14 protein-coding genes and 2 pseudogenes are annotated in these 16,832 nt (G+C 69.3%); 7 read left to right on the top strand and 9 right to left on the bottom strand.

Going from position 1 to position 16,832, the window contains the following annotated elements:
- Positions 1–17: 17 nt before the first annotated feature.
- Together PSQ21_RS02570 and PSQ21_RS02565 are read right to left on the bottom strand one after the other, a co-directional pair.
- On the bottom strand, positions 18–1,463 hold the full coding sequence (locus tag PSQ21_RS02570; protein WP_274028764.1) for a family 43 glycosylhydrolase: 1,446 nt from the start codon (positions 1,461–1,463) through the stop codon (positions 18–20).
- A gap of 706 nt (positions 1,464–2,169) precedes the next feature.
- Positions 2,170–2,535: pseudogene (locus PSQ21_RS02565) on the bottom strand (transketolase-like TK C-terminal-containing protein); the annotation flags it as partial.
- Positions 2,536–2,747: 212 nt separating this feature from the next.
- Here PSQ21_RS02565 and PSQ21_RS02560 point away from each other — a divergent pair.
- The 3 genes from PSQ21_RS02560 (at position 2,748) to PSQ21_RS02550 (ending at position 4,165) form a co-directional block, all read left to right on the top strand.
- Complete coding sequence (locus tag PSQ21_RS02560) at positions 2,748–3,578, top strand: hypothetical protein (RefSeq protein ID WP_274035620.1); 831 nt, start codon at positions 2,748–2,750, stop codon at positions 3,576–3,578.
- Positions 3,514–4,011, top strand: coding sequence for a DUF6192 family protein (locus PSQ21_RS37805; RefSeq protein ID WP_337961663.1), 498 nt, complete (start codon positions 3,514–3,516; stop codon positions 4,009–4,011). The genes PSQ21_RS02560 and PSQ21_RS37805 overlap by 65 nt, the downstream gene beginning before the upstream one ends.
- 61 nt (positions 4,012–4,072) lie before the next feature.
- Positions 4,073–4,165: a DUF6192 family protein gene (locus PSQ21_RS02550; RefSeq protein ID WP_274028762.1), complete on the top strand. Its 93-nt coding sequence runs from the start codon at positions 4,073–4,075 to the stop codon at positions 4,163–4,165.
- Positions 4,166–4,376: 211 nt separating this feature from the next.
- Here PSQ21_RS02550 and PSQ21_RS02545 read toward each other — a convergent pair whose 3' ends face one another.
- Positions 4,377–4,865 (bottom strand): RNA polymerase sigma factor, encoded by a 489-nt coding sequence (locus tag PSQ21_RS02545; RefSeq protein WP_274028761.1) that lies wholly within the window; start codon positions 4,863–4,865, stop codon positions 4,377–4,379.
- Between the two features lie 239 nt (positions 4,866–5,104).
- Between PSQ21_RS02545 and PSQ21_RS02540 the strand changes: the two genes are divergently transcribed.
- A complete protein-coding gene (locus tag PSQ21_RS02540; protein ID WP_274028760.1) occupies positions 5,105–6,967 on the top strand; it encodes a serine/threonine-protein kinase in 1,863 nt (620 codons plus the stop codon).
- 99 nt (positions 6,968–7,066) lie between these two features.
- Here PSQ21_RS02540 and PSQ21_RS37800 read toward each other — a convergent pair.
- Positions 7,067–7,471, bottom strand: a pseudogene (locus tag PSQ21_RS37800) (Tn3 family transposase); the annotation flags it as partial.
- A 1,308-nt stretch (positions 7,472–8,779) separates the two neighbouring features.
- On the opposite strand from PSQ21_RS37800, the gene chvE reads away from it, so the two are divergent.
- Genes chvE through mmsB form a run of 3 tightly spaced genes read left to right on the top strand, consistent with a single transcriptional unit; the run spans position 8,780 to position 12,767 of the window.
- The gene (chvE, locus tag PSQ21_RS02525; protein ID WP_274028758.1) at positions 8,780–9,889 is read left to right on the top strand and encodes a multiple monosaccharide ABC transporter substrate-binding protein; all 1,110 of its coding nucleotides are present in this window, start codon (positions 8,780–8,782) and stop codon (positions 9,887–9,889) included.
- A 59-nt stretch (positions 9,890–9,948) separates the two neighbouring features.
- The gene (gene mmsA, locus PSQ21_RS02520) at positions 9,949–11,523 is read left to right on the top strand and encodes a multiple monosaccharide ABC transporter ATP-binding protein (RefSeq protein WP_274035619.1); all 1,575 of its coding nucleotides are present in this window, start codon (positions 9,949–9,951) and stop codon (positions 11,521–11,523) included.
- The gene (gene mmsB, locus PSQ21_RS02515) at positions 11,520–12,767 is read left to right on the top strand and encodes a multiple monosaccharide ABC transporter permease (protein WP_274028757.1); all 1,248 of its coding nucleotides are present in this window, start codon (positions 11,520–11,522) and stop codon (positions 12,765–12,767) included. Before mmsA ends, mmsB begins: the two co-directional genes overlap by 4 nt.
- Before the next feature lie 75 nt (positions 12,768–12,842).
- On the opposite strand, the gene PSQ21_RS02510 is transcribed toward mmsB, so the two are convergent.
- The 5 genes from PSQ21_RS02510 to rpmF form a co-directional block, all read right to left on the bottom strand.
- A complete protein-coding gene (locus tag PSQ21_RS02510; protein WP_274028756.1) occupies positions 12,843–13,925 on the bottom strand; it encodes an aldose epimerase family protein in 1,083 nt (360 codons plus the stop codon).
- Positions 13,926–14,175: 250 nt separating this feature from the next.
- Complete coding sequence (locus PSQ21_RS02505; protein WP_274028755.1) at positions 14,176–14,565, bottom strand: signal peptidase I; 390 nt, start codon at positions 14,563–14,565, stop codon at positions 14,176–14,178.
- 283 nt (positions 14,566–14,848) lie between these two features.
- Positions 14,849–15,004, bottom strand: a complete 156-nt coding sequence (locus PSQ21_RS02500; RefSeq protein ID WP_274035617.1) for a DUF6131 family protein — start codon at positions 15,002–15,004, stop codon at positions 14,849–14,851.
- Positions 15,005–15,360: 356 nt separating this feature from the next.
- Positions 15,361–16,536, bottom strand: a complete 1,176-nt coding sequence (locus PSQ21_RS02495) for a GTP-binding protein (protein ID WP_274028754.1) — start codon at positions 16,534–16,536, stop codon at positions 15,361–15,363.
- Between the two features lie 6 nt (positions 16,537–16,542).
- Positions 16,543–16,713 carry a 50S ribosomal protein L32 gene (gene rpmF / locus PSQ21_RS02490; protein ID WP_274028753.1) on the bottom strand — a complete coding sequence of 57 codons (171 nt, stop codon included), beginning with the start codon at positions 16,711–16,713 and terminating at the stop codon, positions 16,543–16,545.
- Positions 16,714–16,832 lie beyond the last annotated feature (119 nt).

Here is a 16,832-nt window from a genome sequence, read left to right as displayed (position 1 = left end):
CGGGTTCCGTCGGGGCGCTACTCGGTGGAGTAGGTGGCGTCGGCCCGGTCGAGTGCCGAGTTCACCGGTTGCACGTGCAGAAGACTGTCGTAGTGCCGCAGGTAGCGGCCGGGGTAGTTGAACGACTCGAAGGAGAGGCCGGCCGACGCGTCGGCCAGGCCCGGCCTGCGGTGGTACGAGGCGTCGGCCGAGAAGAGAGAAGACCCGTCGTTCCTCTCCAGCCAGACCTCGAAGCCCTTGTGGCGCAGAAAGTGGCCGGGGAAGTTCGCCGACTCCAGGGAGACGGTGCCGTTGCCGGCCAGTCCGTCGACGACGCGGAACTGCGAGTCGGCGAGGTCGGTGACGTTCGCCTCCACCCGGGCCCGGAGGCCTGAGTGGCGGATGTACCGGTCGGGGAAGTTGAACGACGAGAAGCGCACGGGGGTGGGGCCTTCGGCGACGGGCACGCCGAAGTGGGGCGTGCCGTCGCTCTTCCAGTACAGCTTCTGCATCCGGGTCTGCCGGTTGGGGTCGTTCAACGGGTCGCCGCTGATGTCCCGGTAGGTGCGGGAGTGGTAGACCATGATGTCCGACGCCCCGTCCTCGGAGACGGTGAAGGAGTTGTGGCCCGGACCGTACTGGCTCGTCGCCGTGTTGCTCGTGAAGACGGGGGTGGGCTTCTTGGTCCAGGAGGCGGGGTTCAACAGATCGGACGTCCGGTCGGCCGTCAGCAGGCCCAGGCAGTAATTGCTGTCGGTCGCACTGGCGGAGAAGGTCATGAAGACCTTGTCGCCCTTGCTGATGAAGGCCGGTCCTTCGTTGACCCGGTGGCCTCTGGTCTCCCACGCGTGGGTGGGGGAGGCGATGCGGGCGGGACGGCCGCTGATGGTCCAGGGGTTGGACATCCGGGCGATGTAGATCCCCGTGCCGTCGCCGACAGCGGGATCCGCCTGTGCCCAGCTCAGGTAGCGGGCGCCGTTGTGCACGAAGGTGGTGGCGTCCAGGGAGAACGTGTTGAGGGGCAGGCTGATCCGGCCCTTCTCGCTCCAGGCGCCGGTGAGCGGGTTGGCGGACCCCGACTCGAGTACGTACGGACGGATCGCCCAGGGGTCGTCGGCGGGGGCCGCGGCGAAGTAGACGTACCACTTGCCGTCGATGAAGTGGATCTCGGGAGCCCAGATGTGGGCGCCCATGTCTCCGCCGGCGTGCTTGGTCCAGATCGTCGTCTCGGGGGCGGTCGCCAGCCCCTGCAACGTGGTGGCGCGGCGCAGGACGATGCGGTCGTAGGCGGGAACGGTCGCCGTGTAGTAGTAGAAGCCGTCCGTGTGCTTGTGGATGTGCGGATCGGCGCGCTGCTGGGCGATCGGGTTCACGAACGTCGCCGCGGGGGTGGAGGCGGCTGCGGCGGCGGGAGCGGGAACGCCGGCCGACAGCACGGCCAGGACGGCTGAGGCGGTGAGCAGGCCGCGACTTCTGAGCCTCACGGAGTTCTCCTTCGTCGATGATGCGAGGACGGCGGTGGAGTGGATCGGTGTCAGCGGTCGTCCGGGGCGTCCCTGGGTCGTCCAGGGCGAGAGGAGCACGGGCACGGGGCGCGGCCACAGCCACGCGGGGAGAGCGAGGGGCGCCGAAGGCCGTACCTGGGAGCCGTGCGACTGGCCCGCCCGTGGTCAGTTCGGCAGTGGCCTTCTGGGGACGGCGCGGCCACGAAGGGCCTCTGCTCACGGCACGGCTCCTCCTGAATACGCGTAGGCAGGGTGCGTGATGGACCGGCCCGACCCTCACCGACGAGCGGGCATAGGAGGCACCGATCGGTGTGAACGCTAACAGTGCTTGTTCAACGACTCAATCCCCCGGAAGCAACTCGTCGTGCCGACCGAGCTCCGCAGCGGGCCCCTTCCGTTGGCCGCGCGTGCCCCTGGCCGGGCGATCGGGGGTGCTCATTGCCGCGAAACATGGGATCGGCCCTGTCGAAGGCGAGGTGATGCGGGGAAGCGGGGTAGTTTCGAGGTCAGCCTGTCCGGGCGTCGGTGGAAGTCAACTCTCGGCCGCCGTCCGAGTGTTATCGATAACAGACGGGGTGATCGGTGGCGGACGTGTGAGCTACGTTTTCGGGCTGCTCACCGCCGCCGGCCCGGCCTCCGCACCCACCCCACGCGCGCTGCTCACGCGGAATCGTCGCCGTTCAAGTCATCGGCGTGCTGCGGCTTCGAGCCCGGCCGCCTGTTCGAGGGTGTCCCGCGCGGTGGAAGCCACGTTCTCGGCGGTGAAGCCGAACCCCTGATACAGCACCTTCGCGTCGGCCGAGGCACCGAAGTGCTCCAGGGAGATGACGCGGCCCGCGTCGCCGAAGTGGGCGGTGCCGGGTCAGGCGGATGCCCGCCTTGACGGCGACGCGCGCGCCTTCACCGACAGCGGCAGCACGCTGTCCTTGTAACCCTGGTCCTGCTCCTCGAACCACTCGACCGACGGCATGGAGGCGACCCGGGTGGGCACACCGGCCGCCTGGAGCTGCTGCTCGCGCAGAGGACCGTTTGTGAAAGTGGCGCCGCTCCCGCCCCACATGCAGACATCCGTCCGACGCTCCGTCGATTCTCGCTCCGGCCGCTGATCCAGAACCTGGTGAAAGACGGCTGGGGCGGCCGTTGCCGTCATCGAAGATCTTCGGGTCGAAGCCGAGACGGCCAGGGAATGCGATCGGACCGTAAGTAGCAGGCACTCAGTACTCGGTGGAGCCCGTTGGCGGCGTCCCGTACGGTCGGCCTGTGATGATCAAAACGGGCGACCCTCGCAGTCTCGGCGTCCCCGCCTCCGAGGCACGGTTGAACTTCGATACGGAACTGCAGGAGCTCGGCCGCGGGCCACGGCGCCGCTTGCTCATGGTCGACGACAAGCCCGCCTTCGAGCTCAGCTTCTACTGCGGCACGTGCCCGCTCCTGTTCCGCCGGCTGGAGACCGCGCGGGAGAAACTGTCCCTGGAGAGCATGCAGGAACGGCTCACCGGAACGCTGGACGATCCGGACGACGGCGGCGTGATCGATGCGTTCGGCACGTTGTTGCCGGAGGGCGAGTACCTTCCGCTACTCCTGGAGGTGGAACCCCGGCTGGTCATCCCCGGCAGAGAGGGCGACTACTTCAGCGGCGAGCAGGTCATGACCTGGGGGACCGATCAGTTCTGGGGCCTTCCGGAGTACCCGCACACCCCGTATTACCGGACCTTTGAGACCGAGGTCGACGCGGACGCCCACCTCTACGAGTTCGTCGTGCCCATGGTTCCCCCGACGTGGAACGAGCGGGAGCGTGTCGAGGAATACGTCGCACTCATGGAGCAGGGAACGGTCCCCACGGCGGTGGCGATCTCCACCCTGGACGTGTGCCAGCCCGCCATCGACCGAGGAGACGACTACTTCGTGCACTGGGGCCTGACCCACTTCCTCCTCGACGGGCACCACAAACTGGAGGCCGCCGCCATCGCCGGTCGGCCGGTGCGACTCCTCTCGCTGCTGACCTTGGGCGAAAGCCTGGCCGGAGCGGATGAGACCGCCCGGCTGCCTGCCTTGCGTACGCTATCCCGCACGGCCCGCCGGATCGGGCGGTAGACGTCGGTACGTGACTCCAGCCAACTACAATGCTCAGAGGCCAACCGGTTACTCAGCCGCCAGTCAGTGGAACCAGACGGCGAGACGTACGTTGTCGGCTCCGTGGATCTCGCTGAGGATGCGCATGACGCTCCAGACGCGGCCCCAGCCGGTCTCGTTTCCTGCGGCTGAGGCGCACGTTCGTGTGTCCGAGGAGTTGGTCTCCTGCCAGTCCGTCGTGCGCAGCTCGTCCCAGGCCAGTAGCCGGGCGGCGCACTCGGGATGGGCGATACGGGGCCGCTCGTGGAGGGCCCCGCAGCACGAGGAGACAAACCCGGAGACGATCCGCGAACGCACTCCGACCGTGAGGAAGATCGAGCACACCATCGAGTACCTCGACCTGGTCGGGTCCTGCCATCAGTACGTCGCCACGCTCGGCCGGCTCGTTCCGTGACTTCGGGGTCAGGAGTTTACCGAGGGCGAGCGGGAGACCGTCCGCCGCGGGGATCGCGAAGGTGAGGGCGGCTGCCGAGTGGCTGGAGGCGGCGATCGACAACGGCGAGTTCACCCTGGACGAGCAGCTCGCCAAGCTCCTCAAGGGCGAGTAGCCGCAGCCCGCCAGGCCCGGCCGCTCGCCGAGCATGACGGCGACCTGGTCCGTGTCTCCCTCATGGAAGCCCGCCCCGCCGACCTCCAGACCAGACAGCTCGTCTCCGCGGCACGTTTGACAAAGTCGCAGGTCGCACGTGGGGTCCGGCATCTGCGCGATGTCGGCGCTGCCGAGCACCTCACCCCGATCATCTGGCGCCGCCGGGACGGCTACATGTTCTCCGAGGACCCCGCGGACTGGATCGAGTACGAGAAGAAGCAGTTCCAGCAAACGTCCTTGAGCACGACGGCGGCACGCTCCTGGGGCGCCAGCAGGGTGGCCACCTCCGCCGGCGCGTCCCGTACCTCGACGGAGTCGGCGACGGGAGCAGCGGCGCGTTCGCCCGGCTCGACGAGCAGCGGAGCCGGTCGACGGACCTGGTCGAGGTAGGCGTTCGTCGCGATCCGCACCAGCCACGCCATCGGGCGCTGAACCGGCTGGTGGGACTGTGCCGTCCGGGTGAGCGCTCGGGCGAGCGTCTCCTGGGCCAGGTCCTCGGCGTCCCACACGCTGCCGGTCAGACGACGGCAGTACCGGAACAGCTCACCCCGCAGCGGCTCCAGCGCAGTCAGGAACTCGCGCCGCGCGGTCTGGGCTGCCGCCAGCAGAGGCTGCGGCAGCACGTCGAGCTCGGGAGACAGATCGGGTTGAGGCGTCACGTTACGGCTCCTTGCACGGTGAATAGCTGTACACCCGTACGACGAGACAGCCCTCAAGCCGGATACGTAGCCGAATCGGTGACCCCGATCACGCTTCCTAGCGTTGCTCAAAGCATCCTCCCCGCCCACTGGACGGAACGGCACCTTCAAGAACACCTGCTAAGCCGATCCGAGAGGCCTTGCGGTGCGTGTGGCCAATGCGGTGCCGGGAGCGCGGACGGGTCCACTACCCTGCTCGCATGATCGACGGCGGGAGCGGTGAAGTCATAGACGGGCGCTTCGAGTTGGTGGAGCGGCTGGGCAGCGGCGGGATGGGTACCGTGTGGCGGGCGCGTGATCTGGTGCTGCACCGCGAGGTCGCCGTCAAGCAGGTCACCCCACCCGCTCCGGATCTCGCTCCCGAGGGTGCCGGGGCGTCTGCGGTGCTGCGCGAACGGGTGCTGCGTGAGGCCCGCGCACTGGCTCGGATCAGCGACCCGCACGTGGTGACGATCCATCATGTCGTGGAGGGCGCCGAGGGTTCCTTCCCTTGGCTCGTGATGGAGCTGGTGCCGGGCGGCAGCCTGGCGGATCTCCTGGACCAGGGTACGCGGATGGAGCCGCGGGAGGGCGCTCGTATCGGCCGGCAGGTGCTGGCCGCACTACGTACCGCACACGCCGTCGGTATCTGCCACCGCGACGTGAAACCCGCCAACGTGCTGCTGCGCACGGACGGCGACGCGGTGCTCACCGACTTCGGGATAGCCGCCCTCCAGCGGACCGACCCGGCCCTCGCCAGGGGCGCGTCCGTGACGCTGACCGCGACGGGTGAGCTCATCGGCACGCCCGAGTACATCGCCCCCGAACGCATCAGGGGCAAGGACGACGACCCCGCCTCGGACCTCTGGTCGCTGGGCATCATGTTGTACGTCTGCATCGAGGGCCATAGCCCCATGCGACGGCAGACCGTGCTGGCCACCATGGCGGCCGTCCTCGACGGCGAGGTGCCACCGCCTGTCCGGGCCGGGGCTCTGGCCCCCGTGCTGACGGAACTCCTCGTTGTCGATCCGGCGCAACGGCCCTCGGCCGAGCGGCTCGACGCGATGCTGGCCGCCGTCGCGGAGGGCACGGAACCGACCGTGCGGCTCCCGAAGGCCGGCCCGCCCGCCCCGACCGCCAGGACCACCGTCCCGGCGGCCGAACCTGACACCCCGTCCTCCGCGCCGCCCTCTTCCTTGCCCCACCCCTCGCTCCGGCGTCGGCAGACCTGGCTGACCGTCGGGGCGGCGGCACTGGCGGTGGCGCTGACGGCGACGACGGTCCACCTCGTCAATGGTCCGTCCGACGACGGGGAAGGGTCGGCGAACCCGAGCCGCAGCAGCGCCCGGACGAACAAACTCGGCCTCTGGGAACCGGGGACCCTCAAGGTCGCGGTGAACGACGGCACCGTACCCCCGTCCGACGGCGACACCCCCATCGTCGGCCCCGGTCTGGCCCGCGCACTCGGCGATCAACTCGGCCTGAAGGTGGAACTCTTCACCATCGGGAGCCCCAGCGACATGATCAACGGCCTCCTGAACCGGGAGGAGCCCGCGGAAACCTTCGACCTGGCTATGCCGGGCGGCCCGGACGACTTCGACCGCGGGGAGGAGCAGGACATGGCCCTCATCCACTACTTCGACGTCGGGTACGCCGTCGTTGCCCCGTGGGAGACCGTTCAGGACATCCGGTCGAAGGAAGACCTCTGTGGCAAGAACTTCTCACTCCTGAACCACGGCTTCGTCGAGGAGGCGGTCAGGAAGACGTCCACCGAGCTGTGCGGAGCACAATCGATCGACGCGGCTCGCCGCACGGACACACTGCACGGGTACATCACGGAGCTTCCGTTCGCCGTCAGGCGAGCACGAAACTCCGACGGCGAACTCCACCTGACGAAAGCCGACCTGACCGATGACATCCCGCTGGGCATGGCCGTGGACAGCTCGGACATTGCCCTGCGCGCCGCGCTCATGAAGGCCCTCGACAAGCTGATCACCAACGGTGAGTACGCGGACATCCTCAAGGCCCAGGGCATGGAGCACGGCGCCGTCACCAAGGCCGGGATCGTCCATCACGGCTTCTGAGCGGCACCCCCGCACCGATGCTCCTTGAGGGCGGGCCAGATCACCGGCACCGGTAACCCGGCCGATGATCTGGCCCGACGAGAGCTCGACGACGGAGGCGCCGTGCGTGCCGGTGTACCGCCGGTCGAGGTCCACGTCCGTGCAGTGCCGCAGCACGCCCTCGATCATCGCGGCGACCTCGGTTGCCGAACAGGACGTGAGGCGGCTGTAGACGCACAGCGATTCCTCTCGACGTGCCAGTAGATCCTTACGCCGGGGCCGCGGCACCGCTGGCGCCCCTCCGTCATGAAGTTCGAGGACCAGGAGCCGAACTTCTCGGAGTCGCTCGCGCGCAGGCGGTGCCCTTACCCCACCACGCCTGATCGCGGGCGGCGCGGGTGGCGTTGACCAGCCGTACCAGCGCAGCGCGCAGGGTGGCCCGGTGGACGGACAGGTGCCGGACCCGGCGCAGGGCGGCCTCACTCTCGCCGTGCCTGCCGGTGCCGTGACCCGTTTGATGCCCATGCCCATGCCCATGCTCGTGCCCAGCGTGAACAGCATCAGCAGCAGTCGGCGCCACAGTACCGTGGCCTTTCCGATTGTTAGCGCTCACAGCCGGTTTCGGCAAGGGTTGCCGTACCTTTGGCCGGCCTCCGAGGGTGCGGCGACTCTCGGGTGGTGTGATGACGAGCGCGTGCGGGTGCCGGTCGGGCGGCAGGGCCGTGTGCGTGTCGGTGGCTTCGTGAGCGGCTCATCGTGTTCTTGCTCCGGCGCCGCGTCACCGGTGCCTGTCCGGCCGGCCGACACGAGGGCGGGCGCGCCGCGTTCGCCCGCCGAGGTCACGGCCTGGGGCGCTTCCGTACCGTCGGCGCCGGTGTGGTGCGTCCCGGGAGCCTTCCTGGGCTCTCGCTCGCCTCCTCGCGGCGACGATCCGCTGTCGTCCCCGTCCGTCTTCCGCCCGTCGCCGACGGGAGAGGGCGTGCCGGGCCAGGCCGGCGGGCCGGGCCTGCGTCGCCTGGCTTGCGTGCGGGAGGGGGAGGGGTGGAGCTCCCGGTTCCGCGGCGGAGCTGAGGCGTCTTTCGGGGCCGCGCGGACGCCGGCCGCTCGTCGTCGGTGGCAGCTGGCGGGAGCTGCTCGTCAGGGAAAGCTGCGGATGGCGGCGGTCGGCGGCGGCCTCCGCGACGCCGCGAGGGGGCCGCCGCGAGTCGGCCGGTCGGCCGGTGCCGCCGAGCGCCTGTCCGTCGGGATGCCGGGAACGCAACCCGGTCGGCGAGGCTGTGCGTTCGCGCCGCCGGCGTGCCGTGACGCCGAGGTCGCAGCGCTCGTCGAGGGGCCAGGCCGGCCCGCCCGGCCCTTCAAGGGGGCCCGTCGGCCGACCGGTCGCCCCCGCTGCCTGACTGTGGCGGCCCGGCGGCCCGGCGGCCCGGTAGCCCGGTAGTTCGGCGGCCCGGCGGCGCGGCGCGGCGGCGCGGCGAGGTCGCAGGGCGACTTCGCCGCGCATGTCGCCGACGCGTGATCGGCGAAGGCGGTCCGAGGCGGATGCGCCGCACGGCAGGCGCCTTCCGGCGACCCGTCGCCCGCGGTGTCGGGGGCCGTCTTTGCGGGATGCCCCCCTTTCGCCCCCTTCTTCGCTCCGGCAGCCGCGCATCGCCGCGAGAAAAAGCCTGGTCCCTCTTGTCCTGTGATGATGCGAGCGCTAACAATCGAGCTCGACCGAGGCTGTCGCCCCCGACGGCCTCCGCGACGACGCCCCGGTGGTGCGAGGACACGTGCTGCCGCCGAAGCCCTTCGGGACAGAAACACCCTCAACGACGAGATTGCCAGGTAATGCCCATGACGAACTTCCGAGCCGCATCCCTCCTCCTCGCCGCGACCACCAGCTGCGCCCTGCTCCTCACGGCCTGCGGGCAGAACAGCGAGGGAGGAAGTCAGGAGTCGAAGGGCGAGAAGGACCTCACCATCGGGATCTCCATGCCCACCAAGTCCTCCGAAAGGTGGATCGCGGACGGCGCCAACATGACCGCGGGCCTGAAGAAGAGCGGCTATCTCACCAACCTGCAGTACGGGGAGGACGACCCCGACCAGCAGGTGGCCCAGATCGAGAACATGATCACTCAGGGCGTCGACGCTCTGGTGGTGGCGGCCATCAACGGTGAGGCGCTCTCCAATGTTCTGCAGCAGGCGGCGGACGCCCGTATCCCGGTGATCTCCTACGACCGGCTCATCCTGGGGTCCCCGCATGTCGCCTACTACGCCTCCTTCGACAACGAGAAGGTCGGCAAGCTCCAAGCCACCTACATCGTCGAGAAGCTGGGCCTGAAGGACGGCTCGAAGAAGGGCCCCTTCAACATCGAGCTGTTCGCCGGCTCCAACGACGACAACAACACCAAGTACTTCTTCAACGGCGCCATGGAGGTGCTGAAGCCCTACCTCGACAAGAAGCAGCTTGTCGTACGTTCCCAGCAGACCCGGCTCCCCCAGGTCACCACGCTGCGCTGGGACGGCGGAACGGCGCAGAAGCGCATGGACGACCTTTTGACCTCCTCCTATGCCACGGCCCGGATCGACGCGGTGCTGTCCCCTTACGACGGCATCTCGATCGGCATCCTGTCCGCCCTGAAATCCGACGACTACGGAAGTCCGGCCAAGCCGTTGCCGATCGTCACCGGCCAGGACGCCGAGGTCGCCTCCGTGAAGTCGATCATCGCGAACCAGCAGACCCAGACCGTCTACAAGGACACCCGCGCACTGGCGAAGGTCGCCGCGGACATGGTGACCGCCGTCCTCGACGGCAAGAAGCCCGAGATCAATGACGACAGCACCTACGACAACGGCAAGAAGGTGGTTCCGGCCTACCTGCTCGACCCGGTCAGCGTCGACAAGGCGAACTACCGGAAGGTTCTGGTCGACTCCGGCTACATCAAGGCCGAGGAGCTCCGTTGAGCTCCGGCGCCTACGCACCGCCCTCGCACCGGCCTCCGGCCGGCGGTCCCGTGCTGGAGATGCGGGCCATCGTCAAGACCTTCCCCGGCGTCAGAGCCCTGTCGGAAGTGACCCTGTCCGTGAAGCGCGGCGAGGTTCACGCTCTGTGCGGGGAGAACGGTGCCGGCAAGTCGACGCTGATGAAGGTCCTGTCCGGAGTGCATCCGCACGGGACCTACGAGGGCGAGGTCCTCTTCGAGGGCGAACCGTGCCGCTTCAAGGACATCAGGGCCAGTGAGCGGCACGGCATCGTCATCATCCATCAGGAACTCGCGCTCGTCCCCTATCTGTCCATCGCCGAGAACATCTTCCTCGGCAACGAGCCGTCTCGACGCGGGATCATCGACTGGCGCGAAGCGCTCAGGCGCGCCGCCGAGCTGCTGCGACGCGTCGGTCTCGACGAGCACCCAGAGACCCGGGTGGCCGACATCGGCGTCGGCAAGCAGCAGCTCGTGGAGATCGCGAAGGCGCTCGCGAAGGACGTCCGGCTGCTGATCCTGGACGAACCCACCGCCGCCCTCAACGACGAGGACAGCGCGAAACTGCTGCGGCTGATGCGGGAACTGAAGGACCAGGGCATCACCTCCATCATCATTTCGCACAAGCTCAACGAGATCGCGCAGATCGCCGACTCCGTCACCGTCCTGCGCGACGGACGCTCCATCGAGACCTTGGACGTCAGAGACCCGGCCACCACCGAGGACCGCATCATCCGCGGCATGGTGGGGCGGAGCCTGGACAGCCGTTTCCCCGACCGCACCCCGTACGAGGGCCCGGCCGACGGCGCCCCGGTCCTGGAGATCCGGGACTGGACCGTACGCCACCCCCTGGACCACGGCCGCAAGGTCGTCGACCGGGTCTCGCTCCAGGTCCGCCGAGGCGAGATCGTCGGCGTCGCGGGACTCATGGGCGCCGGCCGGACGGAGCTCGCGATGAGCGTCTTCGGCCGCTCCTACGGCCGCTACGAGCAGGGGACCGTTCTCAAGGACGGCCGAGCGGTGCGCACCCGCACGGTGCCGGAGGCGGTTGCCAACGGCATCGCGTACGTCACCGAGGACCGGAAGCACTACGGCCTCAACCTGGAGGACTCCGTGAGCCGGAACATCTCGCTCGCGTCTCTCCGAACGCTCGCCCGACGGGGCGTCGTCGACGCCCACGAGGAGCACGGAGTCGCCGAACGGTACCGGCGGACCATGGGCATCAAGGCCCCGAACGTCCTCGAACCGGTTGGCCGGCTCTCCGGCGGCAACCAGCAGAAGGTCGTTCTCAGCAAGTGGATCCTTGCCGGCCCCGACGTCCTCATCCTCGACGAGCCCACCCGAGGCGTCGACGTGGGGGCCAAGTTCGAGATCTACACCGTGATCGACCGGCTCGCCGCCGAGGGCAAGGCCATCCTCCTCATCTCCTCCGAGCTGCCCGAACTGCTCGGCATGTGCGACCGGGTCTACACCATGGCCGCCGGCCGGCTGACCGGAGAAGTCACCCGCGAGGACGCCACCCAGGAAGTGCTGATGCGGCACATGACGCAGGACACCCCCGCACCGTCGGCAGTCGGCGCGGGCACCGCCGCCCCCAACGAAGGACATCAGGAATGAGCACCCCCGCCACCACGAAACCGACCGCTCCGGCGCCCCCGGGGGACGGCGCTGCCCGGCCCGGCGGGGTGCAGGTGGCCCGTCTGCTGCTGGACGGCGTCCGGCGCAACATGCGCCAGTACGGCATGCTCCTCGCGCTCGGCCTGATCGTGCTTCTGTTCCAGGTCTGGACGGGGGGAGACCTCCTGCTGCCGCGCAACGTCTCCAACCTGGTGCTGCAGAACAGCTACATCCTCATCCTGGCCATCGGCATGATGATGGTCATCATCTCCGGGCACATCGACCTGTCGGTGGGCTCGCTGATGGCCCTGGTCGGCGGCGTGGGGGCGGTGCTCATGGTCGAGCACCAGCTCTCCTGGCCCGTCGCGGTGGTCCTCGCACTCCTACTGGGGGCCGTCGCGGGTGCGCTCCAAGGGTTCTTCATCGCGTACGTGGGCATACCGTCGTTCATCGTGACGCTCGCCGGCATGCTCCTGTTCCGGGGTCTCACGGAGATCTTCCTCCAGGGCCAGACACTCGGCCCCTTCCCGGAGGGACTGCAGAAGATCGCCAACGGTTTCCTGCCGGAAGCGGGGCCGCAGACCAACTACCACAACCTGACCCTCCTCCTCGGCCTGGGGCTGATCGCCTTCGTCGTGTTCCAGGAGGTGCGGGACCGGCGACGCCGGCGGGAATTCGCACGGGAGTCGCTCCCCACCAGCCTCTTCGCGCTGAAGGTGACGGCCATGGTCGCCGCCGTACTGGTCACGACCCTGCTGCTCGCCAGCTACAAGGGCGCTCCTGTCGTGCTGCTGATCCTGGCCGTGCTGCTGGTCGGCTTCGGCTACGTGATGCGCAACGCGGTGATCGGCCGCCACGTGTACGCGGTGGGCGGGAACCTGCCCGCCGCGAAGCTGTCCGGGGTCAAGGACAAGAAGGTGACCTTCGCGGTGTTCCTCAACATGGGGATGCTCGCGGCGCTCGCCGGACTCGTGTTCGCGGCCCGCTTCAACGCGGCCTCGCCCAAGGCGGGAGTCAACTTCGAACTGGAGGCCATCGCCGCCGCGTTCATCGGCGGGGCTTCGATGAGCGGCGGCGTGGGGACCGTGGCCGGCGCCATCATCGGCGGCCTGGTCCTCGGCGTGCTCAACAACGGCATGAACCTGGTCGGGGTGGGCACCGACTGGCAGCAGGTCATCAAGGGCCTCGTGCTGCTGGCGGCGGTCGGATTCGACGTGTGGAACAGGCGCAGAGCGGGCGTCTGAAGCCACCCCCGAGGTGGCTGTGCCCGCCGGTCCTGTCACCGGCGGGCACAGCCACCTCGGCAGGTACCCGCGCGGTCAGCCGCGGATGCCGAAACGCAGGACCGTCGTCGACCGGTACTCATCGCCGGGCCGGAGCACCGTGGACGGGTCGCCGGGGCGGTTCGGGGAGTCGGGGAAGTGCTGGGTCTCCAACGCGATACCGGCACCCGCCCGGTAGGACGCGCCGCTCTTGCCGACCACCGTTCCGTCGAACTGCCCGGCCGTGTAGACCTGCAGGCCGGGCTCGGTGGTGAACACCTCCATGCACCGGCCCGTGGCCGGCGCGTGGAGGACGGCCGCCCGGCGCAGCGTGCCGTCGCCGTCCGGGGTCAGGACGAAGTTGTGGTCGTACCCCCCGCCCGCGGCCATGGGCCTAAGCCCGGCGTGGGCCAGTGCCTCGGAGAGCTTGAGCGGCCGGCGGAGATCGAACGCGGTGCCGGGGACGGGGAGATGCTCCCCGTTCGGCAGGAGATCTCCGTCGACCGGGGTGTAGTGGGAGGCGTCGACGGCCAGCTCGTGATCGAGGATGTCACCGGCACCCTCGCCTTCGAGGTTGAAGTAGCCGTGGTTGGTCAGGTTGACCGGCGTGGCCGCGTCGGTGACCGCCGCGTAGGTGAGGGCGAGTTCGTTGTCCCGGCCGATGAGACAGCTGACGGTGACGTCCAGGTTTCCGGGGAAGCCCTGATCGCCGTCGCGGCTCCGGAGGCGCAGGAGCACCCCGGTCCGCTCCGGGGTGTGCACGCTCTCGGCTTCCCAGATCCGGGTGTCGAACCCGTCGGTTCCGCCGTGGAGGCAGTGGCCGTTCTCCTGCGTGGTCAGCTGGTACGGGACGCCGTTCAGGGTGAACCGGCCGTGGGCGATGCGGTTGGCGTAGCGACCCACCGTGGCGCCGAAGTACCGGGCGGCGGCGGCCGACTCGCGCGGTTCGCGCGGCGCGAGGACCACATCGGCCGTACGGCCGTGCCGGTCCGGCACCCACAGTCCGTGGATACGGGCGCCGTGGGTGTGCACTTCCGCCGTGAGCCCCCCGGCGAAGCCGAAGGTCCAGCGCTCTCCGGCTGCCGGGTCGGGGAGGCAGACCGGAGGGCCTCCGGCGAAAGAGGGCGAAGACGGGTTCATGGAGCTCCTTAACCACAGCGGGGACGCGGCCCGAGAGGGCGAGGGGCGGGCCGACGGCCGGATGGCCGACACCGCTGCCGCTCGCGGACAGGGGAGGCTCCGTGGGGGCGCGAAGAGGCGCGACGGACTCTGCCGACCCGATACCCACTCTATGCGTGTTAACGATAACAAGGTGGGTGTCGGGCTTACCAGAGCCCTCCGGCGCCGGGCGTATTCGACCGGGACACTCCTGACGGCTGCGGGACAGTCCTCAGCCCGGCAGCCGGGTCCGCATGCTTTCCGGCACCGCGTATCCGGGCACGGACGGCCAGCGGACGGTCAGCAGTACCGACTCTTCCTCGGCGAACCACGAGTGGGCGGTGTCCCGTCCCCACACGACGTAGTCACCCTGTTCCTTCAGGTGCACGCTGCGCCCGGGGAAGTCGACCCGGAAGCGCCCGCTGATGAGGACCAGGAGCGCTGTCCGTCTCTCGTCCTCGACCCACTGGGCCCTCTCGTCGCCGCGGGGGTGGACGCCCCACTTGATCTCCACATCCTGGCTGTGGCGTGGATCGTCCACGTCCTTGAAGTGGCCGAGCAGCCACCCCCGGTCCAGGGCCGCGTCCTTGCCCGCGTTGCCCACGTACACGTTGTCATCCACGCTTCGTCACGCTAGCAGCGGCTTGTCCACTCGCAGGAGGGGGCCGGTATCCCTCATGTTTACGACGCGACGGGGGCGCTGTCCGGCCCGTCGTGGAGGGGCCGCGTCCGCCGCAGGTGAGCGTGCTCATCGAAGCCCGGACCTCCGGATGACCGGCGGGAACGATGCCTGAGCGGGCAGCTCCGGCGATGGGGGGGGAGGGGCCGGGCTGTGCCTTCGGGCCCCTCCACCGCCCTGAGGCGCTGCGGGCCCGCTCCTTCCCGGGGCCCGGAGGATCAGCCTGTTACCAGTAGTGCCGTCGCCCTCCCACCGCGTGCCCCAGAGCTCCGAGAACCCACAGCACCGCGCCGATGGCCACCAGGATGATCCCGATGGTCCACAGGACGCCGATGCCGGCGATCAGGCCGACGATCAGAAGGATGAGGCCGAGGACGATCATGGTGCCTCCCATCATGGACACCCCCTGTTACCAGGTTCGCGCCGTCGTGCCCAACCCACAACAGGGGAGGGGCGGCACCCCGCCGCACCGACAGGGCGCTCAGTCCCGGCCGGGGAGCGGGGAGCCGGGAGCGGAGAGCCGGAGAGCCGGGGAATTGGGGGCGGTCGGAGGCTCGGGGGAAGGCGGCGAGGCGTCACCGTCCGATTCCGATCGCCACAGAGGGTGGGCGGGTCGGAGACCGAGGGGCCCGTGAGGTGCGCGGTGCCGGGGGTCCGGCACGGAGATCGCCGAGCGGATGCGGTACGGATGACCGGGCCGGACGGTGCCGTGGCTGCGACCACCGTCCGGCCCGGGGTTCAGAGATGCGGCGCCGCGATACCCGAGGGCTCGTGCTCGCACGCGTCGTCGATCCCGTAGGTGTCCCACTCGGGGAAGGGGTCGGTCGCGGAGTGCGCCTCACGCGCGGACATCAGGCATGCGGACAGCGCCTCGTGGAGGGGCCCGGCTCGCAGGTCCGTACCGATGAAGACGAGTTCCTGGCCCTGCGTCGTCCCGCCGTCCCGTGCGCCGAACGGCTCGAAACGGGCCACGGAGCCCGCCTGCGACCAGAGCCCGGTCACGTTCGGCCGACTGGACAGCCAGAAGAATCCCTTGGAGCGCAGAACCTGTCCGTACCGGCCGCTGTCGAGTCCGTCGGTGACGAACGTCCACAGGCGCTCGGGGTGAAAGGGGCGGTCCGAGCGGAAGACCGTGCTGGAGATGCCGTACTCCTCGGTCTCCGGCATGTGGTCCCCGTTCAGCTCCCGCACCCATCCGGGAGCCTGCTGGGCCCGTTCCAGGTCGAAGAGGCCGGTGCCGAGCACCTCGGGCAGTCCGACGCGCCCGCCGCTGACGGGCACGATCCGGGCCAGGGGGTTGAGGCGGCTGAGCGCGGCGTTGAGCCGCCCACGCTCTCGCCCGTCCACGAGGTCCAGCTTGTTCAGCACGATGACGTCGGCGAACTCGATCTGGTCCATGAGCAGGTCGCTGACCGTGCGTTCGTCGTCCTCGTACTGGTCGAGCCCCCGCTCGGCGAGGCCGTCGCCCCCGGCCAGTTCCGGCAGGAAGTTGGCCGCGTCGACCACGGTGACCATGGTGTCGAGCCGGGCCAGGTCGCCCAGGGTCGCACCGTCGTCGCGGGGGAAGGAGAAGGTCGCCGCGACCGGCATCGGCTCCGAGATGCCGCTGGACTCGATCAGCAGGTAATCGAAGCGGTCCTCGCGGGCGAGCCGGTCCACCTCTTCGAGCAGGTCGTCGCGCAGGGTGCAGCAGATGCATCCGTTGACCATCTCGACCAGGCGCTCCTCGGTGCGCGAGAGCGCCGCCTCGCCCCCGCGGACCAGCGCCGCATCGATGCTGATCTCACTCATGTCGTTGACGATCACCGCCACCCGCAGGCCCTCGCGGTTGCCGAGGACATGGTTGAGCAGCGTCGTCTTGCCGGCTCCGAGGAAACCGGAGAGCACGGTGACGGGCAGCGGTTCCCGAGCCATAAGAAATCAGCTCCCGGGGTGCAGGAGGCCGCGCTCGTACGCCTTCACCAGTCGCTGTGGCACCTGGTGGACGGTGCCGTCGATGGTGACCGGCACGAGTCGAGGTGTCGTGGCCTTCCACTGGGCGCGGCGGTGACGGGTGTTGCTGCGGGACATCTTTCGCTTCGGAACTGCCATGGAGACCACCATTTCTCTTGTCGTCGGCACCACAGGCTATATGAAAATGAAAGTCAATACCAACTGGCTTGCGTGGCCGGACTCCGCCTCCCTCTTCGGTGTTCCTTCCGGATCGGCCG

Source organism: Streptomyces sp. MMBL 11-1 (genome assembly GCF_028622875.1).
In the GTDB taxonomy this organism is placed as follows: domain Bacteria; phylum Actinomycetota; class Actinomycetes; order Streptomycetales; family Streptomycetaceae; genus Streptomyces.
The sequence above is the reverse complement of the archived record's forward strand: the minus strand, read 5'-3'. Positions and strand labels throughout refer to the sequence as shown.

What these genes read in the sequence shown, in the direction of transcription:
- PSQ21_RS02560 (WP_274035620.1), top strand. Translation starts at nt 2,748, where the DNA reads ATGATCAAAACGGGCGACCCTCGCAGTCTCGGCGTCCCCGCCTCCGAG.
- PSQ21_RS37805 (WP_337961663.1), top strand. Translation starts at nt 3,514, where the DNA reads ATGAGACCGCCCGGCTGCCTGCCTTGCGTACGCTATCCCGCACGGCCC.
- PSQ21_RS02540 (WP_274028760.1), top strand. Translation starts at nt 5,105, where the DNA reads ATGATCGACGGCGGGAGCGGTGAAGTCATAGACGGGCGCTTCGAGTTG.
- chvE (WP_274028758.1), top strand. Translation starts at nt 8,780, where the DNA reads ATGACGAACTTCCGAGCCGCATCCCTCCTCCTCGCCGCGACCACCAGC.
- mmsA (WP_274035619.1), top strand. Translation starts at nt 9,949, where the DNA reads ATGCGGGCCATCGTCAAGACCTTCCCCGGCGTCAGAGCCCTGTCGGAA.
- mmsB (WP_274028757.1), top strand. Translation starts at nt 11,520, where the DNA reads ATGAGCACCCCCGCCACCACGAAACCGACCGCTCCGGCGCCCCCGGGG.
- PSQ21_RS02510 (WP_274028756.1), bottom strand. Translation starts at nt 13,925, where the DNA reads ATGAACCCGTCTTCGCCCTCTTTCGCCGGAGGCCCTCCGGTCTGCCTC.
- PSQ21_RS02500 (WP_274035617.1), bottom strand. Translation starts at nt 15,004, where the DNA reads ATGATCGTCCTCGGCCTCATCCTTCTGATCGTCGGCCTGATCGCCGGC.
- PSQ21_RS02495 (WP_274028754.1), bottom strand. Translation starts at nt 16,536, where the DNA reads ATGGCTCGGGAACCGCTGCCCGTCACCGTGCTCTCCGGTTTCCTCGGA.
- rpmF (WP_274028753.1), bottom strand. Translation starts at nt 16,713, where the DNA reads ATGGCAGTTCCGAAGCGAAAGATGTCCCGCAGCAACACCCGTCACCGC.